Here is a 14,971-nt window from a genome sequence, read left to right as displayed (position 1 = left end):
TCAGGCTGCGGGCGTGCCGTCCTCGAGAGGCTCGACGGTCTCGGGCGCGAGCCCGGCGGCCTGCTCCTTCTTGACCTTGCGACGCTCGGAGAAGTAGTGCCACACGGTCACCAGGGCCGTGCCGCCGACGGCGGCGAGCAGGATGAGGTCGATGTAGTTCTCGACGAACGTGGCCACCGGCGGGATGAAGCCGATGAGGTAGCCGAACATCGTGAGGCCGAAGCCCCAGAGGACCGCACCGATGAGGTTGTAGAGCGAGTACTTGCGCCATGGCATGTGGCCGACGCCCGCCGCCACCGGGGCGAACGTCCGGACGATCGGCACGAAGCGGGCGAGGATGACGGTGAGGCCGCCGTAGCGCTCGAAGAACGCGTTGGTGCGCTCGACGTTCTTGCGGCTGAAGAGGCCGGAGTCCTTGCGTTCGAACACGGCGGGTCCGCCCTTGTGCCCGATGTAATAGCCGAGCTCGCCGCCGACGAAGGCTGCGAGGCCGATCAGCAGCGCCACCCACCAGACGCTGATGCCGAAGATCCCGTGAGGCAGCGTCGGCGTCGAGTGCGACAGCAGGCCCGAGATCACCAGCAGCGTGTCGCCGGGGAGCAGGAAGCCGACGAGCAGACCCGTCTCGGCGAAGACGATGAAGCAGACCACCAGCAGGGCCCACGGGCCCGCGTTCTGGATGATGGCCGCAGGATCGAGCCAGGGGATAAGGGCGAGAGCGTGCACAGGGTTCCCGTCGGTAGATCGGCGGTGGAAGGTCGCTCAGGGGAGCGGTCGCGGTCAGTCTACCGGCGCGGTTCCCGAGTGATTGCGGTGAATCGGCTGATCACACCGGCCGCTCTGCGGCGACGTCGTCCGTGCGGAAGGTGGGACTTGAACCCACACGCCCGAAGGCACAGGAACCTAAATCCTGCGTGTCTGCCGATTTCACCACTCCCGCGCGGCGACCAGTCTAGCCAGTGGTCTCGACCGACTCCGGAGCGGATACCGTCGACGCGGCTGCCAGACGGGGACGGCCGCCGATGATCCAGTAACCCAGACCGACGACGATCCCGCCGCCGACGAGGTTGCCCAGGCCCACCCAGAGCATGTTGTTGGCGAAGAGGCCCCAGGTGAAGTGCGGGTCGCCGCTGAACAGGCCGATGCCGTACGTGGTCATGTTCGCGACGACGTGCTCGAAACCCGAGCTGATGAAAGCGAGGATCGCGGCGAAGATCAGGAGGATCTTTGCGACGTCGGAGCGCACGCGTGCACACATCCAGATCGCAAGGCACACGAGCACGTTGCAGAGGATGCCGCGGACGAACAGCTGCAGGGGGCCTTCCTCCGCCTTGGCGGCGAGCATGTCGGCGATCATCTTGCCGGCGGGTGCGTTGGCGTGCAGCACGCCCGAGGCGACGATGAGCGCGGCGAAGAGGAGGGCGCCGACGAGGTTGGCGAGGAAGGTGGCTGCCATGGTGCCGATCGCACGCCACCAGCCGACGGCTCCCATGAGGGCGCCCTGGGGGAGGATCATCATCGCGCTCGTGAGCAGGTCGGCCCCGGCGAAGACCACGAGGGTCAGGGCGACGCCGAACACGACGCCGGCGACCAGCTTGGCGAGGCCATCGCCCGCTGCCAGGAGGGGGCCGGCGGTGGCGACCATGAGGACGACGCCGATTCCGATGTAGGCGCCGGCCAGCATGCCGGAAACGGCGAAACGCCCGGGGGAGAGGACGCCGTCCGCCTTATGGACGGCCGCGTCGGCCTGCGCCTGAAGGGTCTCGGGAATCGTGAGCACGAAGAAATCGTACTCTGTGGTCAGACCACAACACAAGCAGGGCGCCGCGGCGGAGGATCCGCCCGCCCGCCGGCGGAGGAATCAGTGCGCGGCGTCGTACGCCTCGAGCAGGGACTTCGCCACTCGTCCGCGCGTGCTCACGGTGTGGCCGTTGGAGCGCGCCCAGGCGCGGACGGCCTCCAGATCGCGCGTGCGCGCGGCGGGAGCGGCGCGCCGCGCCGGCGCCGCGCCGAACGAGCGCACCCGTCGGGCCTTGTCGATGTAGGGGGCGAGGAAGTCATCCAGCTTCGTCGCATTCTGCCTCGACAGATCGATTTCGTACGCCTGCCCGCCGTAGCTGAATTGAATGCTGACGGAGTCCTCTTCGGGAATCTCCTCGCCGGTGAGATCGTCGACCACGATATACGTCTTGATTTCTCTGCGTGCCATGGCCGAGAGATTACCGCACCTTTTCCTGTTTTTCGACAGGGTTGTTTCTTTTCTGCTGCAACGGTAAAGGGCGGGGTTTCTTTTCTCTTGCCGCCCGCCCTCGGCATTCCGCGCGACGGCGCGGGAGCGCTGTGGATAGTCTCGGCGCGCCGGCCCTCGTCGATGTGAGGATGCCGCCATGACCCCCTCCGCATCCGCCCCCACGTCCGTCGCGCCGGAGGGAACGATCTCGGCGGCGTCGACGATGGTGCTGCGCGCGATCGCCGACCGGGTGCGCGACCGCCTGCGCGATGAGCAGGCCGACCCGCTGCGGCATCCCGATCGCGCCGCGCAGCTGGCGACCGCGGAGGTGAGACACCACAATGACTACGCCCTCGCACGGGGACTGGAGTTCGTCGACGACGAGGACGCGGCGGTGCGCGAGGTGCTCGCGCGCGTCACCGGCTACGGTCCGTTGCAGGTGCTCCTGGATGATCCGCAGGTCGAGGAGATCTGGATCAACGGCCCGGGCGCCGTCTTCGCGGCCCGAGCGGGGCGAAGCGAGCGCGTGGCGATGCGACTGACCGACGAGGCGGTGCGCGATGTGGTCGAGAAGATGCTGCACGCCACCGGGCGCCGAGTCGATCTCAGCCAGCCGTTCGTCGACGCCTCGCTCCCGGACGGGAGCCGACTGCACGTCGTGATTCCGGATATCACGCGCGCGCATTTCGCCGTGAACATCCGCAAATTCCTGCCGGCTCGGCGCTCCCTCGACGATCTCGTCCGCGCCGGATCGCTTCCCCTCGGCGTGGCCGACCTGTTGCGCGACGCGATGACCGGCGGTCGCAACGTGCTCGTCTCCGGCGCCACGCACGCGGGGAAGACGACGCTGCTCGCCGCGCTCATCGGCGCGTGCGCTCCCGAGCAGCGGATCATCACCGTGGAGGAGACCTTCGAGCTCGCCGTGACGGCTCCCGACATCGTCGCGTTGCAGGGGCGCCAGCCGAGTCTGGAGGGCACAAGCGGGCAGAGTTGCATTTCTTGCAACTGCGCGCCGCATCGCATGATCGTTGATTTGGTGCGGAGTTTCGTCGCGCACGGCTGGCTGCGGTGCCCGCCCACCCAGTGGGGGCAGCTCCGACCCCAATGAAGCGAGGCGATCATTCTGGTGCGCGATTTCATTTGTGCCTGGTTAACGGGGTTATCGGCGAAATCGGGCTCTGACCGTAACACCTGATGCAACTGGGTCCCGAGGCGCAATATGCGTTGCGTCTGTTGACTGTGTGTTACGTTGAATGCCATTCCTGTTGCGTCTAATGCATCCGCTGGAGGGTGAATGGTTTCGCACCGCTTGGTTCTCGCGCCGGTCGTGCAGCTGGATCCCGAGCGCGCCACGTTCACCGACATGCTGGACCGGTACGCGATCTCGCTGCGCTCCCGCGGGTTGTCGACGTCGACAGTGGAAGCGCGGTTGTGGGGTGTGAGGCGGTTCCAGGAGTTCACCGGCGAGTATCCGTGGAACTGGGGTCCGCGGGACGTCGAGGACTTCACGTCGTCACTACTGTCGAGGCCGCAGCCGGCCGCACACTCCACGATCCGCGGCTACCATCTGATGATCAAGCTGTTCTGCGAGTTCCTCGTCAACCCGGCCTACGACTGGCACGACGTCTGCCTCGAGCGGTTCGGGCTCGTCCCCGCACAGATCTGCCACCCCTGGAACACGCACTCACATCTGGCCGAATTCGAAGCGCGCGCGTCGCGGCGCCCATTCGGGTACGACGAGCTCGAAGCGTTCTTCGCCCGGGCCGACGAGATCGCTGAGGACCTCATCGCGAGTCGCGGGAAGGCGGCGCTACCGGCGCTACGAGACGCGCAGCTGTTCAAGACCGTCTACGCTTTCGGCCTCCGCCGCCGCGAGGCGGTGATGTTGGACGTCAACGATCTGCGACCGAACCCCCACATGCCCGACTGGGGACCGTACGGGAAGGTCCACGTCCGCTACGGGAAGGCGATGAAGGGTTCGCCGCCGCGGCGCCGCACGATTCTCGCGCTGCCGGAGTTCGAGTGGGCCACCCGGGGGTTGAAGGTCTGGGTGGAGGAGATCCGGCCGCGGATCGCGACGGACGAGGCCGCGGCGCTCTGGCTGAGCGAACGTCGCACCCGGATCAGCACCCGCACGGCGGACGTCCGATTCGCGCGGATCCGCGACGACCTCGACCTGGATCCGATGCTGACCCTGCACAGCTTGCGGCACTCGTATGTGACGCATTTGATCGAGTTCGGCTACGCCGAGCGGTTCGTGCAGGAGCAGGTCGGGCATCACCACTCCTCGACGACGGCGATCTACACCTCGGTCAGCGATGACTGGAAGAACCGGGTGTTTCACGAAGCGCTCGATCGGGTGCTCGGAAAGAAGGAGGGCGTCGCATGACCCGCAGGTTCGAGTGGCACCTGCGCCGGCGGCTCGCCGAGCGCGACATCTTCAAGACCACCGACCTCGTCCCGCTGCTGGCCGAGCAGGGCGTCTCCCTCTCGAGGGAGCAGGTCTATCGGCTGGTGACGAGCCCCCCGCAACGACTCAACATGGAGGTCCTCGACGCGCTTTGCGTCATCCTCGGTTGCACCCCGAACGACCTCATTACGTTCGAGGACGTCGCCGTGAAGCAGAGCCGCGTCGTTGGCGGAACGGTCACCGAGCTTGGGTCGCTGCGGACCGTTCCTGCCAAGCTCGTCCGCCCCGACAAGCAGTGAGCTCGCCGCCCACCACCGCACTCCCCGACACCGTCCACCATCTCCTCGCGCAGGGCGAACCCTGGGTGAGCATGGGCGAATCCGCGCTCACGGAGTTCATCGTCGAGTTCGCTCCCGCCGCCGTCACCCGCGGGCACATCGCCCGCTACGTCCGCACGACAACCGACCTCGCCCATGCCGCCGACCGGATGACCCCCGCGATCCTGCAACGCATGCTCCGCCGGGTCCGCGACAACGGGCATGCCGTGGTGATCCCGGTCTGCGAGCGATGCGGCCGAGAACGGATCATCGGGCGCGGCCCCGACGAGCGGCGCGTCTGCAACGGGTGCGCACACGCGCTCTCCGCTGAGCCCTGCGGCGACTGCGGGCGGACACGCCCCGTCTGCATCCGACGAGACGGCGTCCCGATCTGCAACAACTGCCGCCGCCGGCTCCCCGACGCGAAGAAGCCCTGCATCCGCTGCGGCAACGTGCGCCTGGTCCACACCACCACCCCGGACGGCCCGCTCTGCCCAGAGTGCGCACCCGGGAAGATCGAACCCTGCGTGCACTGCGGCCGCACCGCGCGGGTCAGAGTCCGCTTCACCGGCGGCGCGACCTGCAGCCCCTGCTTCGACATCATCCGCGGCACCCGCCGCCCCTGCCCGCGATGCCAGCGCGTCACCCTCGTCGCATCCGTCGCCGACGACGGCACCCTCGCCTGCACTCCCTGCGCCGGACGGCCGTCGCCATTCATCTGCGCCAGCTGCGGCATCGAAGACATCCGCGACGGCAAGAAGTGCTTCCCCTGCAGTGCACGCGACGCCGTCGACGCCCTCTTCGCAGTGGGCACCCCCGAACGGCGCGAAACGCTCGAGCCGCTCCGCGTCAGGCTCATGAACCACCCCGAACCCAAGTCGATGTCTCGCTGGCCGAAGCGCTCCGCATCCGCCCAGGTGATCCGCGACATGCTCACCGGGCGCCTCGAGATCTCCCACGAAGCCCTCGACGAGCACCCGATCACCCAAGCCGCTGAGCTCATGCGCCACGCCCTCACCGACGTCGGCGTGCTCCCACCCCGCGACCAGGCATGGGCACACTTCGAACGCTGGCTCGACCGATTCCTCACCGGCCACCCCACCGCGATCGCACGGATCCTCGGGCCCTACTGCCGGTGGTCCGTCGTCGCCCGCACCCGGCTCCTGATCGCCCGCAACGGCATCAGCGACGGCACCTTCGACCGCGCCCGCTCATCCTGCCGGATCGCGCTGGCCTTCCTCACCTACCTCGAAGACAACAACCTCGACCTACACACAGGCTCCCAGACCCTCGTCGAGGACTACCTCGAACAGTTCCCCCGACACCTCGACCAGCTCCGCACCTTCATCCGCTGGGCCGCAGACACCGGACGGGCGACGCGGATGAGCCCGCCGCCGTCCCGCTGGATCGACCCCTTCACCAGCTACCCCATACCCATCTACCGCGACTGGATGCACCGCTTCGAAACCGACGAGACCATTCCCCTTCGGACGCGGATCTGCGGCCTGCTCTGCGGCACCCTCGGACGCCCCAGCTCCGCCGTCGCGAAACTCACCCGATCCGACATCACCGACACCGGCGACGAGATGACCGTCACGATCGGCACATCCCCCGTGAGGCTCCGCGACCCGCTCCCCGCCCTGATCCGACGCCAGCTCGACGCCCCACGCCGCTGGGACACCGACTCCGACTGGCTCTTCCCCTCCAAGCTGCGCGCCGGCGCCCACACCGACTACAGCATGATGGTCAAAGACCTGCAGATCCTCGGCTGCAGCATCGTCTCCCTCCGCGGCGCAGCCCTCCTCGCCCTCGCCGCCATCATGCCCGCCGGGCCCCTCTCCGACCTCACCGGCATCAGCGTCGGCGTCGCCAACCGCTGGCAGACGCTCGCCGCGTCCGCCTACTCCGGATACCCCGCACTCCGCCTCAGGTAGCGCAGATATGGGCATTCGCGCATGCACGTAGATACCTCGCCTGAGGGTCTACCCCAGGACGACTTCGTTGAGATCGCCGTCGAGCTTCTCCATTCGCGGGTACGCGACGCCGATCCGGATCGCCCTCGCGTAGCAGCGCTGGGAGCGCGATGAACGATTTGGTGGACGTCGCCGCTCTTGCGGGCCCGCCAGGAAGAGAATCGGATGTTCTGTCGGCTGAACGACGAGCACGCGGGGACCGTCCTAGTGGTGGGGGCGATCCGGTGTGCTAAGCGCGCCGTAGAGGCTACGCCGGGCGCCGCTCATGATCAGCGGTTCCACGATGGACGTGCCCAGAAGCTGCGTTCTCCGCACAGGTGATCGCCGCCGTTGACACGGGGCCACTTCCCGTCGCGCTGGGCCTCCTCGCGGTCGACATTTTGCTCGCCCTGTCCGGTGCGTTATCGACGTCCCGACATACGAACGGTGGCGCTGTATAGACGGAATCAGCCACAGGTTGGAAGATGATCTAGACACGACAGCCCTCGACCCGTTCAGAACACCTATGAGCCGCTCATTCAACCTTCCCAAGTGGAGCATCCGTGCATTGGCAGTTTGCTTGGCAACGGGCATGGGAGCGTCAATTGTTGGATGCGGGGAACCCCCAAATCCTGAGGCCACCGTTCCACCCTCAGCATCCACACTTAAGGTGGTCGGAGAAGACACTGAGTTGGTTCGAGCAGCGGGCGTCGGCCACCAATTGTTCATCACAGTTCCCGGGTCAACGGGATGCGATTGGATACCCAATGTTGCCGACATCCGCTCTGATGAAGAGCGGATCTACATCGAGCTCACGTCGACCGGGTTAGACCCCTGCGCAGCAAATCTCATACTTCGGACCCATGAGTTGACGGTGGAACCGGACGTAGAAGGATACGAGGTCTACGTCCGGTTCCACAGATAGAAGAGCTTACGGATAGTAGTTCAAGCCCCAGTTCGCACCGAAGAACTCGGTGATCGGAGCATAGAGCACCTCCGCGCTGCAACTCCGCCCGGTGTCCCCTGTGCACGCGCCAGAGTAGTTGCGGATGCCGCTGATCACACCGGCCGCGTAGATGCCGTTACCAGGGCCGCCCACAAAGTAGGCCGGCCCGCCACTATCTCCCTGACCTGCAGCGGGGATACCCACTGCCTGCTTTGTCAGCGCTAGGTTCTCGAAGCACGGCAGTCCGCCGCCATAGCATGCGGAAACGTTGACTTGATCAATGACGTTTCCGCAGACAGTTCCGCTTCGACTACCTGAGTAACACATCGACATCCCTACAGACGAGCTGACGGCTCCTCGGATCGGGCGCACCGTTGATCCCGACACGGTGTGGTCTCCGACGAAAATTCCCGGGACCAAACTCGATACGCCGCTACCTGTCCAGAGCGCGGTATCTCCGTAAGGCATCCCTGCGGGATACAGGCCCCCCTGGAACTGTCCGATCGGCCAGCTGGTCAGACTGCTGTAGTACCACTGTGAATTGACGCCCGCCCCACAGTGATACGCCGAGCCCATGGCTCGGATTCCGCTCCCTACTTGGGAGAGAGGAAACCCTGTGGTGCAAGCCAGTTGGCCGTTCTGCATGTATGCGCCCACGAATAGTGACGGATCTCCCGCAGCCGGAGCGGCATTGCGAGTCGCGGAGACGGGCATGGGACCGTACGTGATGTCCACAGGAATATCAACATCGGGAAGCTTCAGCGCCGTCCGGTTCTTAGATGCCTCATCCACAACCAGCTCCACACGTGCACCATCCACAGACGGAATGGCGAGTGCAACCTGATGGCCTGATGGGAGTACCCCGTAGTCGCCGATTAGCTTTTGAATCACCGCGTCAAGGGCTCGCGCGCTCCGAGCAGCAGGAGCGTACACGACGGAATCGCCAAGCCCGTAGCGTTCGATCGTGGCGTTGACGATGCCCTCGGGCGCCGCGCTGTACAGCTTGATCTGCTTCGTGTCGGGGTCGAAGACCGTCGATGTCGCGAGGACCTCTGCATTGGCGAGTGTCATCTGAATCAGCCGGTGTGATATATCGGCCCATTCTCTATCCTCCGCCGACAGAGGTTGCACGTCCCCGATTTCGGCGCTGCTCGCTGAGTCCTCCGGCACCAGGAAGGTGAAAGAGTTGTCTGCGCGATCATCGGTCGATGAGTCAGTCGACGCAGTCGCCGGCGCCGCGGCGCCTACGATCGTTGTCAGCGCCAGGACGGCTGCCCCGACAGCCCCGCCAAGTTTTGTCCGCTTCTTCACACTTCCTTCTCCTTCGTTTCGATATCTGGTGATGAAGCAGCGCGTCAGCGAGTTGTTCGACCACGTCGAGAGCGAGTACAGCAAGCATCCCTGACGCGCGGCTCTCATGGGAAACCTATTGGATGCCGATGAAAGAATCAGCTTGAGATTCAACTCGGCGGGTGGTATGGCGCGTGCAGAGTTCGGGCACCCGGGCTAGCGCCGCAATGAAGGTAAGGGAGGGAAGGAGCGCGCGAAATGCCACGGCTGCGCTGCCGTGGATGCTGCGGGACTCGCGTATCGTTGCGCGGCTCACGCAATAGTGAAATGACACTAGTGAGCTGGGCGCTCAGACCGCAGTTCGCCCAACCGAATCAACCGCCACTGGCGGACTTCACACCGCAACGGCGCAATGACAACACTGCGCAGGTCGAAGATGCGCATCGCACCAGACAAGAAAGGCCTGATTAGAGGTGATCTTGTGCGCAGGCCATCGGTACTCGTAGTTGCATCTGAAGTCATCGCGCGACCTCAAACGAATAGGCAACACTCAGCCTGCATACGTGCCTAGTCGTCGTGCCGGAAACGTTTACCACTGCGGCACGGGACGGGAGGTTTTGGTACAGGGTTTCGGCACGGCGTGTCGACGTCGGTCGGATGCCGTCGGCGCTCGTGCCGGAATCGATCAGTTTCGAGCGATTGCGGAAACCTACAACTGGGCAGGCCTTTAGCGGTCGCGAGCGTCGTCGGTTGTGAACCCCTCTCGCATCTGCCGTTCCTGCAGGGTTTCCAGCTCCTGAAAGAACGTGACTTGCCAGCCTGCAGGTCCCTGGACTCGCGCATTGAGGGAACGGAAGGGCGTGTGTGTTGGAGCCGCGAGGATGGCTGCGCCAGCTTCAGCGGCTGCGGACACAGCCTCGGCGGTATCATCGACTTCGAGCGCGATGCGCAAGGCCTGTCCGCGCACGGGAGGCATTCCCTCAATTTCGTCGATGTTCTTCACGTGAGCTCGCGTGGCGAGTTCGATAGTTGCTACGCCGGCATGGAGGATCGCGACGCGATCGTCGCCGTCCGTGGCGAATGCGATCTGCTCGGGCATACCGAGAACGTCACGGTAGAACCGGAGCGCGGTGTCGAAGTCGTCGGTCTCGATGATCAAACGGAGCTGTTTCGGGGTTGTGGAATTCGTCATGCTCTTCACCCTGACTGCTGACGTGCACGTGAGGGGCAAGACCCCACCGGGAACGAAGCGCGGTCAGGCGCTGCACTTCCTCCTTGATCGCCCGCTGCTCACTGAGCAAGCGCTCCTCAGCGGCGTCCACGGCCGCTTGCAGCGCACCGGTCGACATCCCCGGATCAGACAGAACCGGGAGGAGCGTAGCGATCACCGAACTGCAAAAGCCAGCCGCAATCAAGTCTTGAATATTCCTGATAGCTTCCTCGTGCTGGGGGCTGTATATCCGCTGCCCCGCAGTCGTACGGTGCGGCGTAAGCAACCCTTGCTCCTCGTAGTACCGAAGCGCCCTCACGCTAGCTCCCGTCCTGGCCGCCAGCTCTCCAATACGCATGACCCGATTCTCGCGCATCCCGCCCACCGGCCGCGGTTGTCCCGAAACTACGGACCGAAACCGCACGTCCCGTAATTAGGTTTCGATACGGGACACGTTTTCGCACGCCACTTTGTAGATCGCGGCAGTAGATGCCGTGTTTCTCGCGTCGCTTGATGTCGTGCCGGACTCCGGGGTCGTCAGGTGGCCACTTGAACCGGTCTACTGCTCGGCCAGCAGGGCGAACCCGTGACGGTCGACCGAGGCGGGAGTGGCGGAGAGGATGACGACGCCGGTGCCCGCCGTGCGGTCGAGGCCGAGCCAGGAACGGAACCCTCCGGAGCCGCCGTTGTGCCACGTGATCGAGCGATTGCCGACTTCCGTGATGACCCAGCCGGCGCCGATGCGCGTTCCCCCGCCGAAAGGTGCCACGGGATCAAGTGCATCGATGCCCGGAGCCGAGTCATCAAGGAGTGCCACAGCCAGCCGGGTCATGTCCTGGATGGAGGAACGAATGCCCCCGGCAGGTGCCAACGCTTCGCCTGTCCATGGTTCGCGAGGCTTGCCGCGTCTGCTTCTGCCGAGGAGAGCACCGGGTCGGAGCTGTTCCGCGGTCGCCGGCAGGTAGAGACCGTCGAGCCCGAGCGGCCCTGCCAACCGAGACTGGACAAGCTCGGCGAAGCTCACTCCAGCCGCGCCGGCGATCGCGTGGCCCAGCAGTTCGAAGCCGAAGTTGGAGTAGCGAGGCCGAGGCGCACCGACGCGAACACCGCGCGCCTGCTCCAGAAGTTGTTCGACGCTCTCACCGTACGGATTGGTCCCGTGCCGCCACAACGCGATCGTCCGCCGCAACGGCCGGGCAGAACGGGGAAGGCCAGGCAGCCCCGAACGATGGGTGCTGAGCGAGTCCAACGTCACGCCGGCGACGGGAGTACCCGCCAGCGGCAGCAGCTCACCGAGCGTCGAGTCCCGTCGAATCTCCCCGCGTGCCAAAGCATCGGCGTAGAGCAAGCCGGTGAGGCCCTTGGAGATCGAGGCGATCTCGAAATCAGCGCCGAGCTCGGCGCCACGGCTGGCGACGGTGGTCGTCGTCGCGGTGACCGTCGCTACAGCGAACCGCGGATGCCGGGAACCCAGCAGGCCAGCTGCGCGAGCCGCGAGCTGCTCGTCGCCGAACACCGCGGACATCATCCCCGACCACCCAACAGACCGCGACCGGCATACTTCTGATGCACGGCCTGCTTGGACACTCCCAGAGCGGCCGCGATCTGCACCCATGTCGCCCCGGCATTGCGGGACCGACGAACCAGGACGGCCTCAGCACGCTCCACCTCACCGCGAAGCTGCGTCAAGCCACCAAGACCCACCAACGGGTTTTCGTCGCCCATCGTGGCCATCGCCGCCGTCATCTGCGTGAACTCCATGCGGTCAATATTAGTTGACGGAATGCAGCCGGTCAACCAACCTTGACCACATGCACTGAAAGCGGTGATCCGTACGTGCCTTCCATCAGCTCGTCGGATCGCTTGCTTCGGGGACCGTGGCGATGACGATGACCCCGCAGTTCAGGGCGTCGGAGTTCTCATGATCGATCGTCCGAGCGACCAACGGGAACTTCCGCCTCGCCGACCGACTTGTCACCCAGGTCAGGCGCATCCTCGACATCAACAACCACACCCATCTCACCCCTGAGGCCGTGGACGCCGCCCAAGAGGCACTACTTATAGGACGCTGAAAGTCGATCAGCCAGCCTTAGCGGATAGGCTTGCCAGAGGTTGACGTACCTGCCGCTCGCACCCTTCGGGGAAAGGTGAACACGTCGCACCTCCACTATCTGGACACGACCACTCCATCGGTTTGTACGCCGGTAACGCGAGCACCCCCGTCTTTCCCGAGCATTGGAGCCACCGTGATCCCCCTAACCCCAAACGATGCCAAGGTCCTCGCTCGCGCGCTGCGCAGCGGACTAGAGCCCCACCTCACCCTCAGCCACGGGCAGGCCCTTGACGTTCTCGCGCGAATGGCCGGACTCGCCGACTGGAACGCGCTAGCCGCCACCTACCACAAGCCTGGTTTCGGCAGTCCCATGCCCATCCTGCGCGTTCAAGACGCGGCCCTGGCTCGACAGTTCTACGTGGACTGGCTGGGCTTCAGCATCGACTTCGAGCACCAGTTCGAACCGGGCCTGCCCCTGTTCGTTGGGGTCAGCCGAGATGACGCAGCTCTCGGCCTGAGCGAGCACCACGGCGATGGCACGCCCGGCAGCGTCGTATGGATTCCCACACGAGCCCTCACCTCCTACCGCGACGTACTGATGGCGAGCCCCGCCGGTTCACAACGTCCCGGAATCGACCGTGACGCCCCAGGCGGCCCGACCATGACCATCATCGATCCGTTCGGCAACGAACTCAGATTCTGTGAGCCCAACGGATAGGACCAGCGCACGAGAGGACGACCGAGACAACTGGCCACCAGACGACCCCGAAGTCTGGCGTGACATTAAGCGACGCGAGAAAGACGGCATCCACTGCCGCGATCTACAGGCGCGGCCGTCTCTTGACGCTGGCTGTCGTGCCAAAATCGATCAGTTTCGAGCGATTGAGGAAAGCCACAAACGACGCGCGCGCTGGCAAGAGTTAGTATCTGCGTATGCACGTAGATACTAATGGGGATGACCTCACACCCTCGAACGAGTACATCGAGCTTGCCGTAGAGGTTTTTCGACTCCTGGCCGATGCGACACGCATCCGCATTGTGCTTGCGCTGCGTGAGGGCGAGATGTCGGTGAACAACCTGGCCGAGCTCGTCGAGCGCAGCCCCGCGGCCGTCTCCCAGCACCTGGCAAAACTTCGGTGGGGCAAGCTCGTCAGAGTCCGGCAGGACGGCAACCGGGCGTTCTACCGCCTGATCGACGAGCACGCGACGCGGCTCGCCATCGAGGCAATCCGACAAGCCGAACATGCCGTAGACGAAACACCGAGACACCACTCGTGATTCACGTCCTACGCAACTCGACCTACCGGGCGCTGTTCTTCGCTCAGGTTCTCGCCCTCCTCGGCACCGGACTACTCACAGTCGCCCTCGGATTGCTCGCATTCGACCTGGCCGGCGACTCAGCCGGCGCGGTCCTCGGGACGGCTCTCACAATCAAAATGGTCGCCTACGTCGGCGTCGCTCCTCTCGTCGCAGCTCTCGTCGACCGACTGCCCAAGAAGGTCGTGCTCGTGGGGGCCGATGTGATCCGATTCGCGATCGCGCTCAGCCTGCCGTGGGTGACCGAAACGTGGCAGATCTACGTTCTGGTGTTCGTGTTGCAGTCGGCGTCCGCAACCTTCACCCCGGCGTTCCAATCCCTCATCCCCGCCGTGCTCCCCGAGTCACGCGACTACACCCGCGCCCTGTCGCTGTCGCGTCTCGCGTACGACCTCGAAGCACTGCTCAGCCCGATCATCGCAGCGGCGCTCCTCACGGTCGTCGCGTACAACAACCTCTTCCTCGGAACGGCGGTCGGGTTCGCCTGCTCCGCACTGCTCGTCCTCACGACCAAGCTCCCGCCTCGGGATACCTCGACCTCCTCAGGCACCTTCTGGCAGCGGCTCCCCGTGGGTGTGCGCGTGTTCGCTCGGACACCGACGCTCCGGTTCGTGATGCTGACGAACATCGTCGTGGCCGCCGGCACCGCGATAGTGCTGGTGAACTCCGTCGTATATGCCCGCGGGGTGTTCCACCTCGACGATGCAGCGCTGGCGCTGGCGCTCGGCTGCTACGGTGTCGGCTCCCTGGTTGTCGCACTGAACGTGCCCTGGATTGTCGAGCGGTTCGGAGTCGTCCCGACGATGATCGCCGGGTCCGTGCTGATCGTGGTCGGCCTTGCCGGTGCTGTCGCCGTCACGGCGCTACTCACCGCGGCCGTCGGCGGCTGGGTGGCGCTTCTTGCAGCCTGGGTGGTTCTCGGAATGGGAACATCGCTGGTCAACACTCCGTCGGCACGCCTCCTCGCGGACGCCTCAACGCCCGAGAACCGGAACCTGGTCTACACCGCGCAGTTCGCACTCTCGCACGCCTGTTTCCTCGTGACCTACCCCATCGCTGGGTGGCTCGGCGGGGCGAGTCTCTTCGCCGCCGCGGTAGCCCTCGCGCTCGTGGCCTGCGCCGCTCTCGTAGCCGCCACAGTTCAGGCTCGACACACGCGCACCCAACCAAAACTCCGTGCCGAAACCGTTCGTCCCTAAACGAGGTTTCGAAACGGCCCTGGGTTTTGGTCGCCAGCGAGCGGCCG

The 14,971-nt window shown here is 65.2% G+C and carries 15 protein-coding genes and 1 tRNA gene; 7 read left to right on the top strand and 9 right to left on the bottom strand.

Annotated elements, in window-relative coordinates; translation table 11 throughout:
- The 4 genes from MHO01S_RS09775 to MHO01S_RS09760 form a co-directional block, all read right to left on the bottom strand.
- On the bottom strand, positions 1–726 hold the full coding sequence (locus MHO01S_RS09775) for a DedA family protein (protein ID WP_060959151.1): 726 nt from the start codon (positions 724–726) through the stop codon (positions 1–3).
- Between the two features lie 132 nt (positions 727–858).
- Positions 859–940 (bottom strand) — tRNA-Leu (locus MHO01S_RS09770).
- Between the two features lie 12 nt (positions 941–952).
- Entirely contained in the window at positions 953–1,780 is an 828-nt protein-coding gene (locus MHO01S_RS09765) for a formate/nitrite transporter family protein (protein ID WP_060959152.1), read from the bottom strand.
- 81 nt (positions 1,781–1,861) lie between these two features.
- Entirely contained in the window at positions 1,862–2,209 is a 348-nt protein-coding gene (locus MHO01S_RS09760) for a histone-like nucleoid-structuring protein Lsr2 (protein ID WP_060959153.1), read from the bottom strand.
- A gap of 178 nt (positions 2,210–2,387) precedes the next feature.
- On the opposite strand from MHO01S_RS09760, the gene MHO01S_RS09755 reads away from it, so the two are divergent.
- The 4 genes from MHO01S_RS09755 to MHO01S_RS09740 all read left to right on the top strand — a co-directional run bounded on the left by MHO01S_RS09755 (position 2,388) and on the right by MHO01S_RS09740 (position 6,891).
- A complete protein-coding gene (locus MHO01S_RS09755; RefSeq protein WP_231735010.1) occupies positions 2,388–3,338 on the top strand; it encodes a TadA family conjugal transfer-associated ATPase in 951 nt (316 codons plus the stop codon).
- Positions 3,339–3,524: 186 nt separating this feature from the next.
- On the top strand, positions 3,525–4,619 hold the full coding sequence (locus MHO01S_RS09750) for a tyrosine-type recombinase/integrase (protein WP_060959154.1): 1,095 nt from the start codon (positions 3,525–3,527) through the stop codon (positions 4,617–4,619).
- Positions 4,616–4,939 (top strand): helix-turn-helix domain-containing protein, encoded by a 324-nt coding sequence (locus MHO01S_RS09745; protein ID WP_060959155.1) that lies wholly within the window; start codon positions 4,616–4,618, stop codon positions 4,937–4,939. The genes MHO01S_RS09750 and MHO01S_RS09745 overlap by 4 nt, the downstream gene beginning before the upstream one ends.
- Entirely contained in the window at positions 4,936–6,891 is a 1,956-nt protein-coding gene (locus MHO01S_RS09740) for a site-specific integrase (RefSeq protein ID WP_060959156.1), read from the top strand. The genes MHO01S_RS09745 and MHO01S_RS09740 overlap by 4 nt, the downstream gene beginning before the upstream one ends.
- A gap of 949 nt (positions 6,892–7,840) precedes the next feature.
- On the opposite strand, the gene MHO01S_RS16480 is transcribed toward MHO01S_RS09740, so the two are convergent.
- The 5 genes from MHO01S_RS16480 to MHO01S_RS09725 form a co-directional block, all read right to left on the bottom strand.
- Complete coding sequence (locus tag MHO01S_RS16480) at positions 7,841–9,166, bottom strand: chymotrypsin family serine protease (protein ID WP_157553773.1); 1,326 nt, start codon at positions 9,164–9,166, stop codon at positions 7,841–7,843.
- Between the two features lie 706 nt (positions 9,167–9,872).
- Positions 9,873–10,337 carry a VOC family protein gene (locus tag MHO01S_RS09735; protein WP_060959162.1) on the bottom strand — a complete coding sequence of 155 codons (465 nt, stop codon included), beginning with the start codon at positions 10,335–10,337 and terminating at the stop codon, positions 9,873–9,875.
- The gene (locus tag MHO01S_RS16325; protein WP_082734111.1) at positions 10,255–10,713 is read right to left on the bottom strand and encodes a MerR family transcriptional regulator; all 459 of its coding nucleotides are present in this window, start codon (positions 10,711–10,713) and stop codon (positions 10,255–10,257) included. Before MHO01S_RS16325 ends, MHO01S_RS09735 begins: the two co-directional genes overlap by 83 nt.
- A gap of 201 nt (positions 10,714–10,914) precedes the next feature.
- A complete protein-coding gene (locus MHO01S_RS09730; RefSeq protein WP_231735013.1) occupies positions 10,915–11,871 on the bottom strand; it encodes a serine hydrolase domain-containing protein in 957 nt (318 codons plus the stop codon).
- A gap of 8 nt (positions 11,872–11,879) precedes the next feature.
- Entirely contained in the window at positions 11,880–12,116 is a 237-nt protein-coding gene (locus MHO01S_RS09725) for a hypothetical protein (RefSeq protein WP_060959158.1), read from the bottom strand.
- Between the two features lie 485 nt (positions 12,117–12,601).
- Here MHO01S_RS09725 and MHO01S_RS09720 point away from each other — a divergent pair, with 485 nt between their 5' ends.
- The 3 genes from MHO01S_RS09720 to MHO01S_RS09710 all read left to right on the top strand — a co-directional run bounded on the left by MHO01S_RS09720 (position 12,602) and on the right by MHO01S_RS09710 (position 14,924).
- Positions 12,602–13,126: a glyoxalase superfamily protein gene (locus MHO01S_RS09720; RefSeq protein WP_255266081.1), complete on the top strand. Its 525-nt coding sequence runs from the start codon at positions 12,602–12,604 to the stop codon at positions 13,124–13,126.
- Between the two features lie 215 nt (positions 13,127–13,341).
- A complete protein-coding gene (locus tag MHO01S_RS09715) occupies positions 13,342–13,686 on the top strand; it encodes an ArsR/SmtB family transcription factor (RefSeq protein WP_060959159.1) in 345 nt (114 codons plus the stop codon).
- Positions 13,683–14,924 carry an MFS transporter gene (locus tag MHO01S_RS09710; RefSeq protein ID WP_060959160.1) on the top strand — a complete coding sequence of 414 codons (1,242 nt, stop codon included), beginning with the start codon at positions 13,683–13,685 and terminating at the stop codon, positions 14,922–14,924. Before MHO01S_RS09715 ends, MHO01S_RS09710 begins: the two co-directional genes overlap by 4 nt.
- Positions 14,925–14,971: the final 47 nt, after the last annotated feature.

It is taken from the genome of Microbacterium hominis NBRC 15708 (genome assembly GCF_001592125.1).
GTDB lineage: Bacteria > Actinomycetota > Actinomycetes > Actinomycetales > Microbacteriaceae > Microbacterium > Microbacterium hominis.
The sequence above is the reverse complement of the archived record's forward strand: the minus strand, read 5'-3'. Positions and strand labels throughout refer to the sequence as shown.

Bases quoted from the DNA above. Each gene is read 5' to 3' on its own strand.
- MHO01S_RS09760 (WP_060959153.1), bottom strand. From the start codon at position 2,209: ATGGCACGCAGAGAAATCAAGACGTATATCGTGGTCGACGATCTCACC.
- MHO01S_RS09755 (WP_231735010.1), top strand. From the start codon at position 2,388: ATGACCCCCTCCGCATCCGCCCCCACGTCCGTCGCGCCGGAGGGAACG.
- MHO01S_RS09750 (WP_060959154.1), top strand. From the start codon at position 3,525: ATGGTTTCGCACCGCTTGGTTCTCGCGCCGGTCGTGCAGCTGGATCCC.
- MHO01S_RS09745 (WP_060959155.1), top strand. From the start codon at position 4,616: ATGACCCGCAGGTTCGAGTGGCACCTGCGCCGGCGGCTCGCCGAGCGC.
- MHO01S_RS09735 (WP_060959162.1), bottom strand. From the start codon at position 10,337: ATGACGAATTCCACAACCCCGAAACAGCTCCGTTTGATCATCGAGACC.
- MHO01S_RS16325 (WP_082734111.1), bottom strand. From the start codon at position 10,713: ATGCGTATTGGAGAGCTGGCGGCCAGGACGGGAGCTAGCGTGAGGGCG.
- MHO01S_RS09725 (WP_060959158.1), bottom strand. From the start codon at position 12,116: ATGGAGTTCACGCAGATGACGGCGGCGATGGCCACGATGGGCGACGAA.
- MHO01S_RS09715 (WP_060959159.1), top strand. From the start codon at position 13,342: ATGCACGTAGATACTAATGGGGATGACCTCACACCCTCGAACGAGTAC.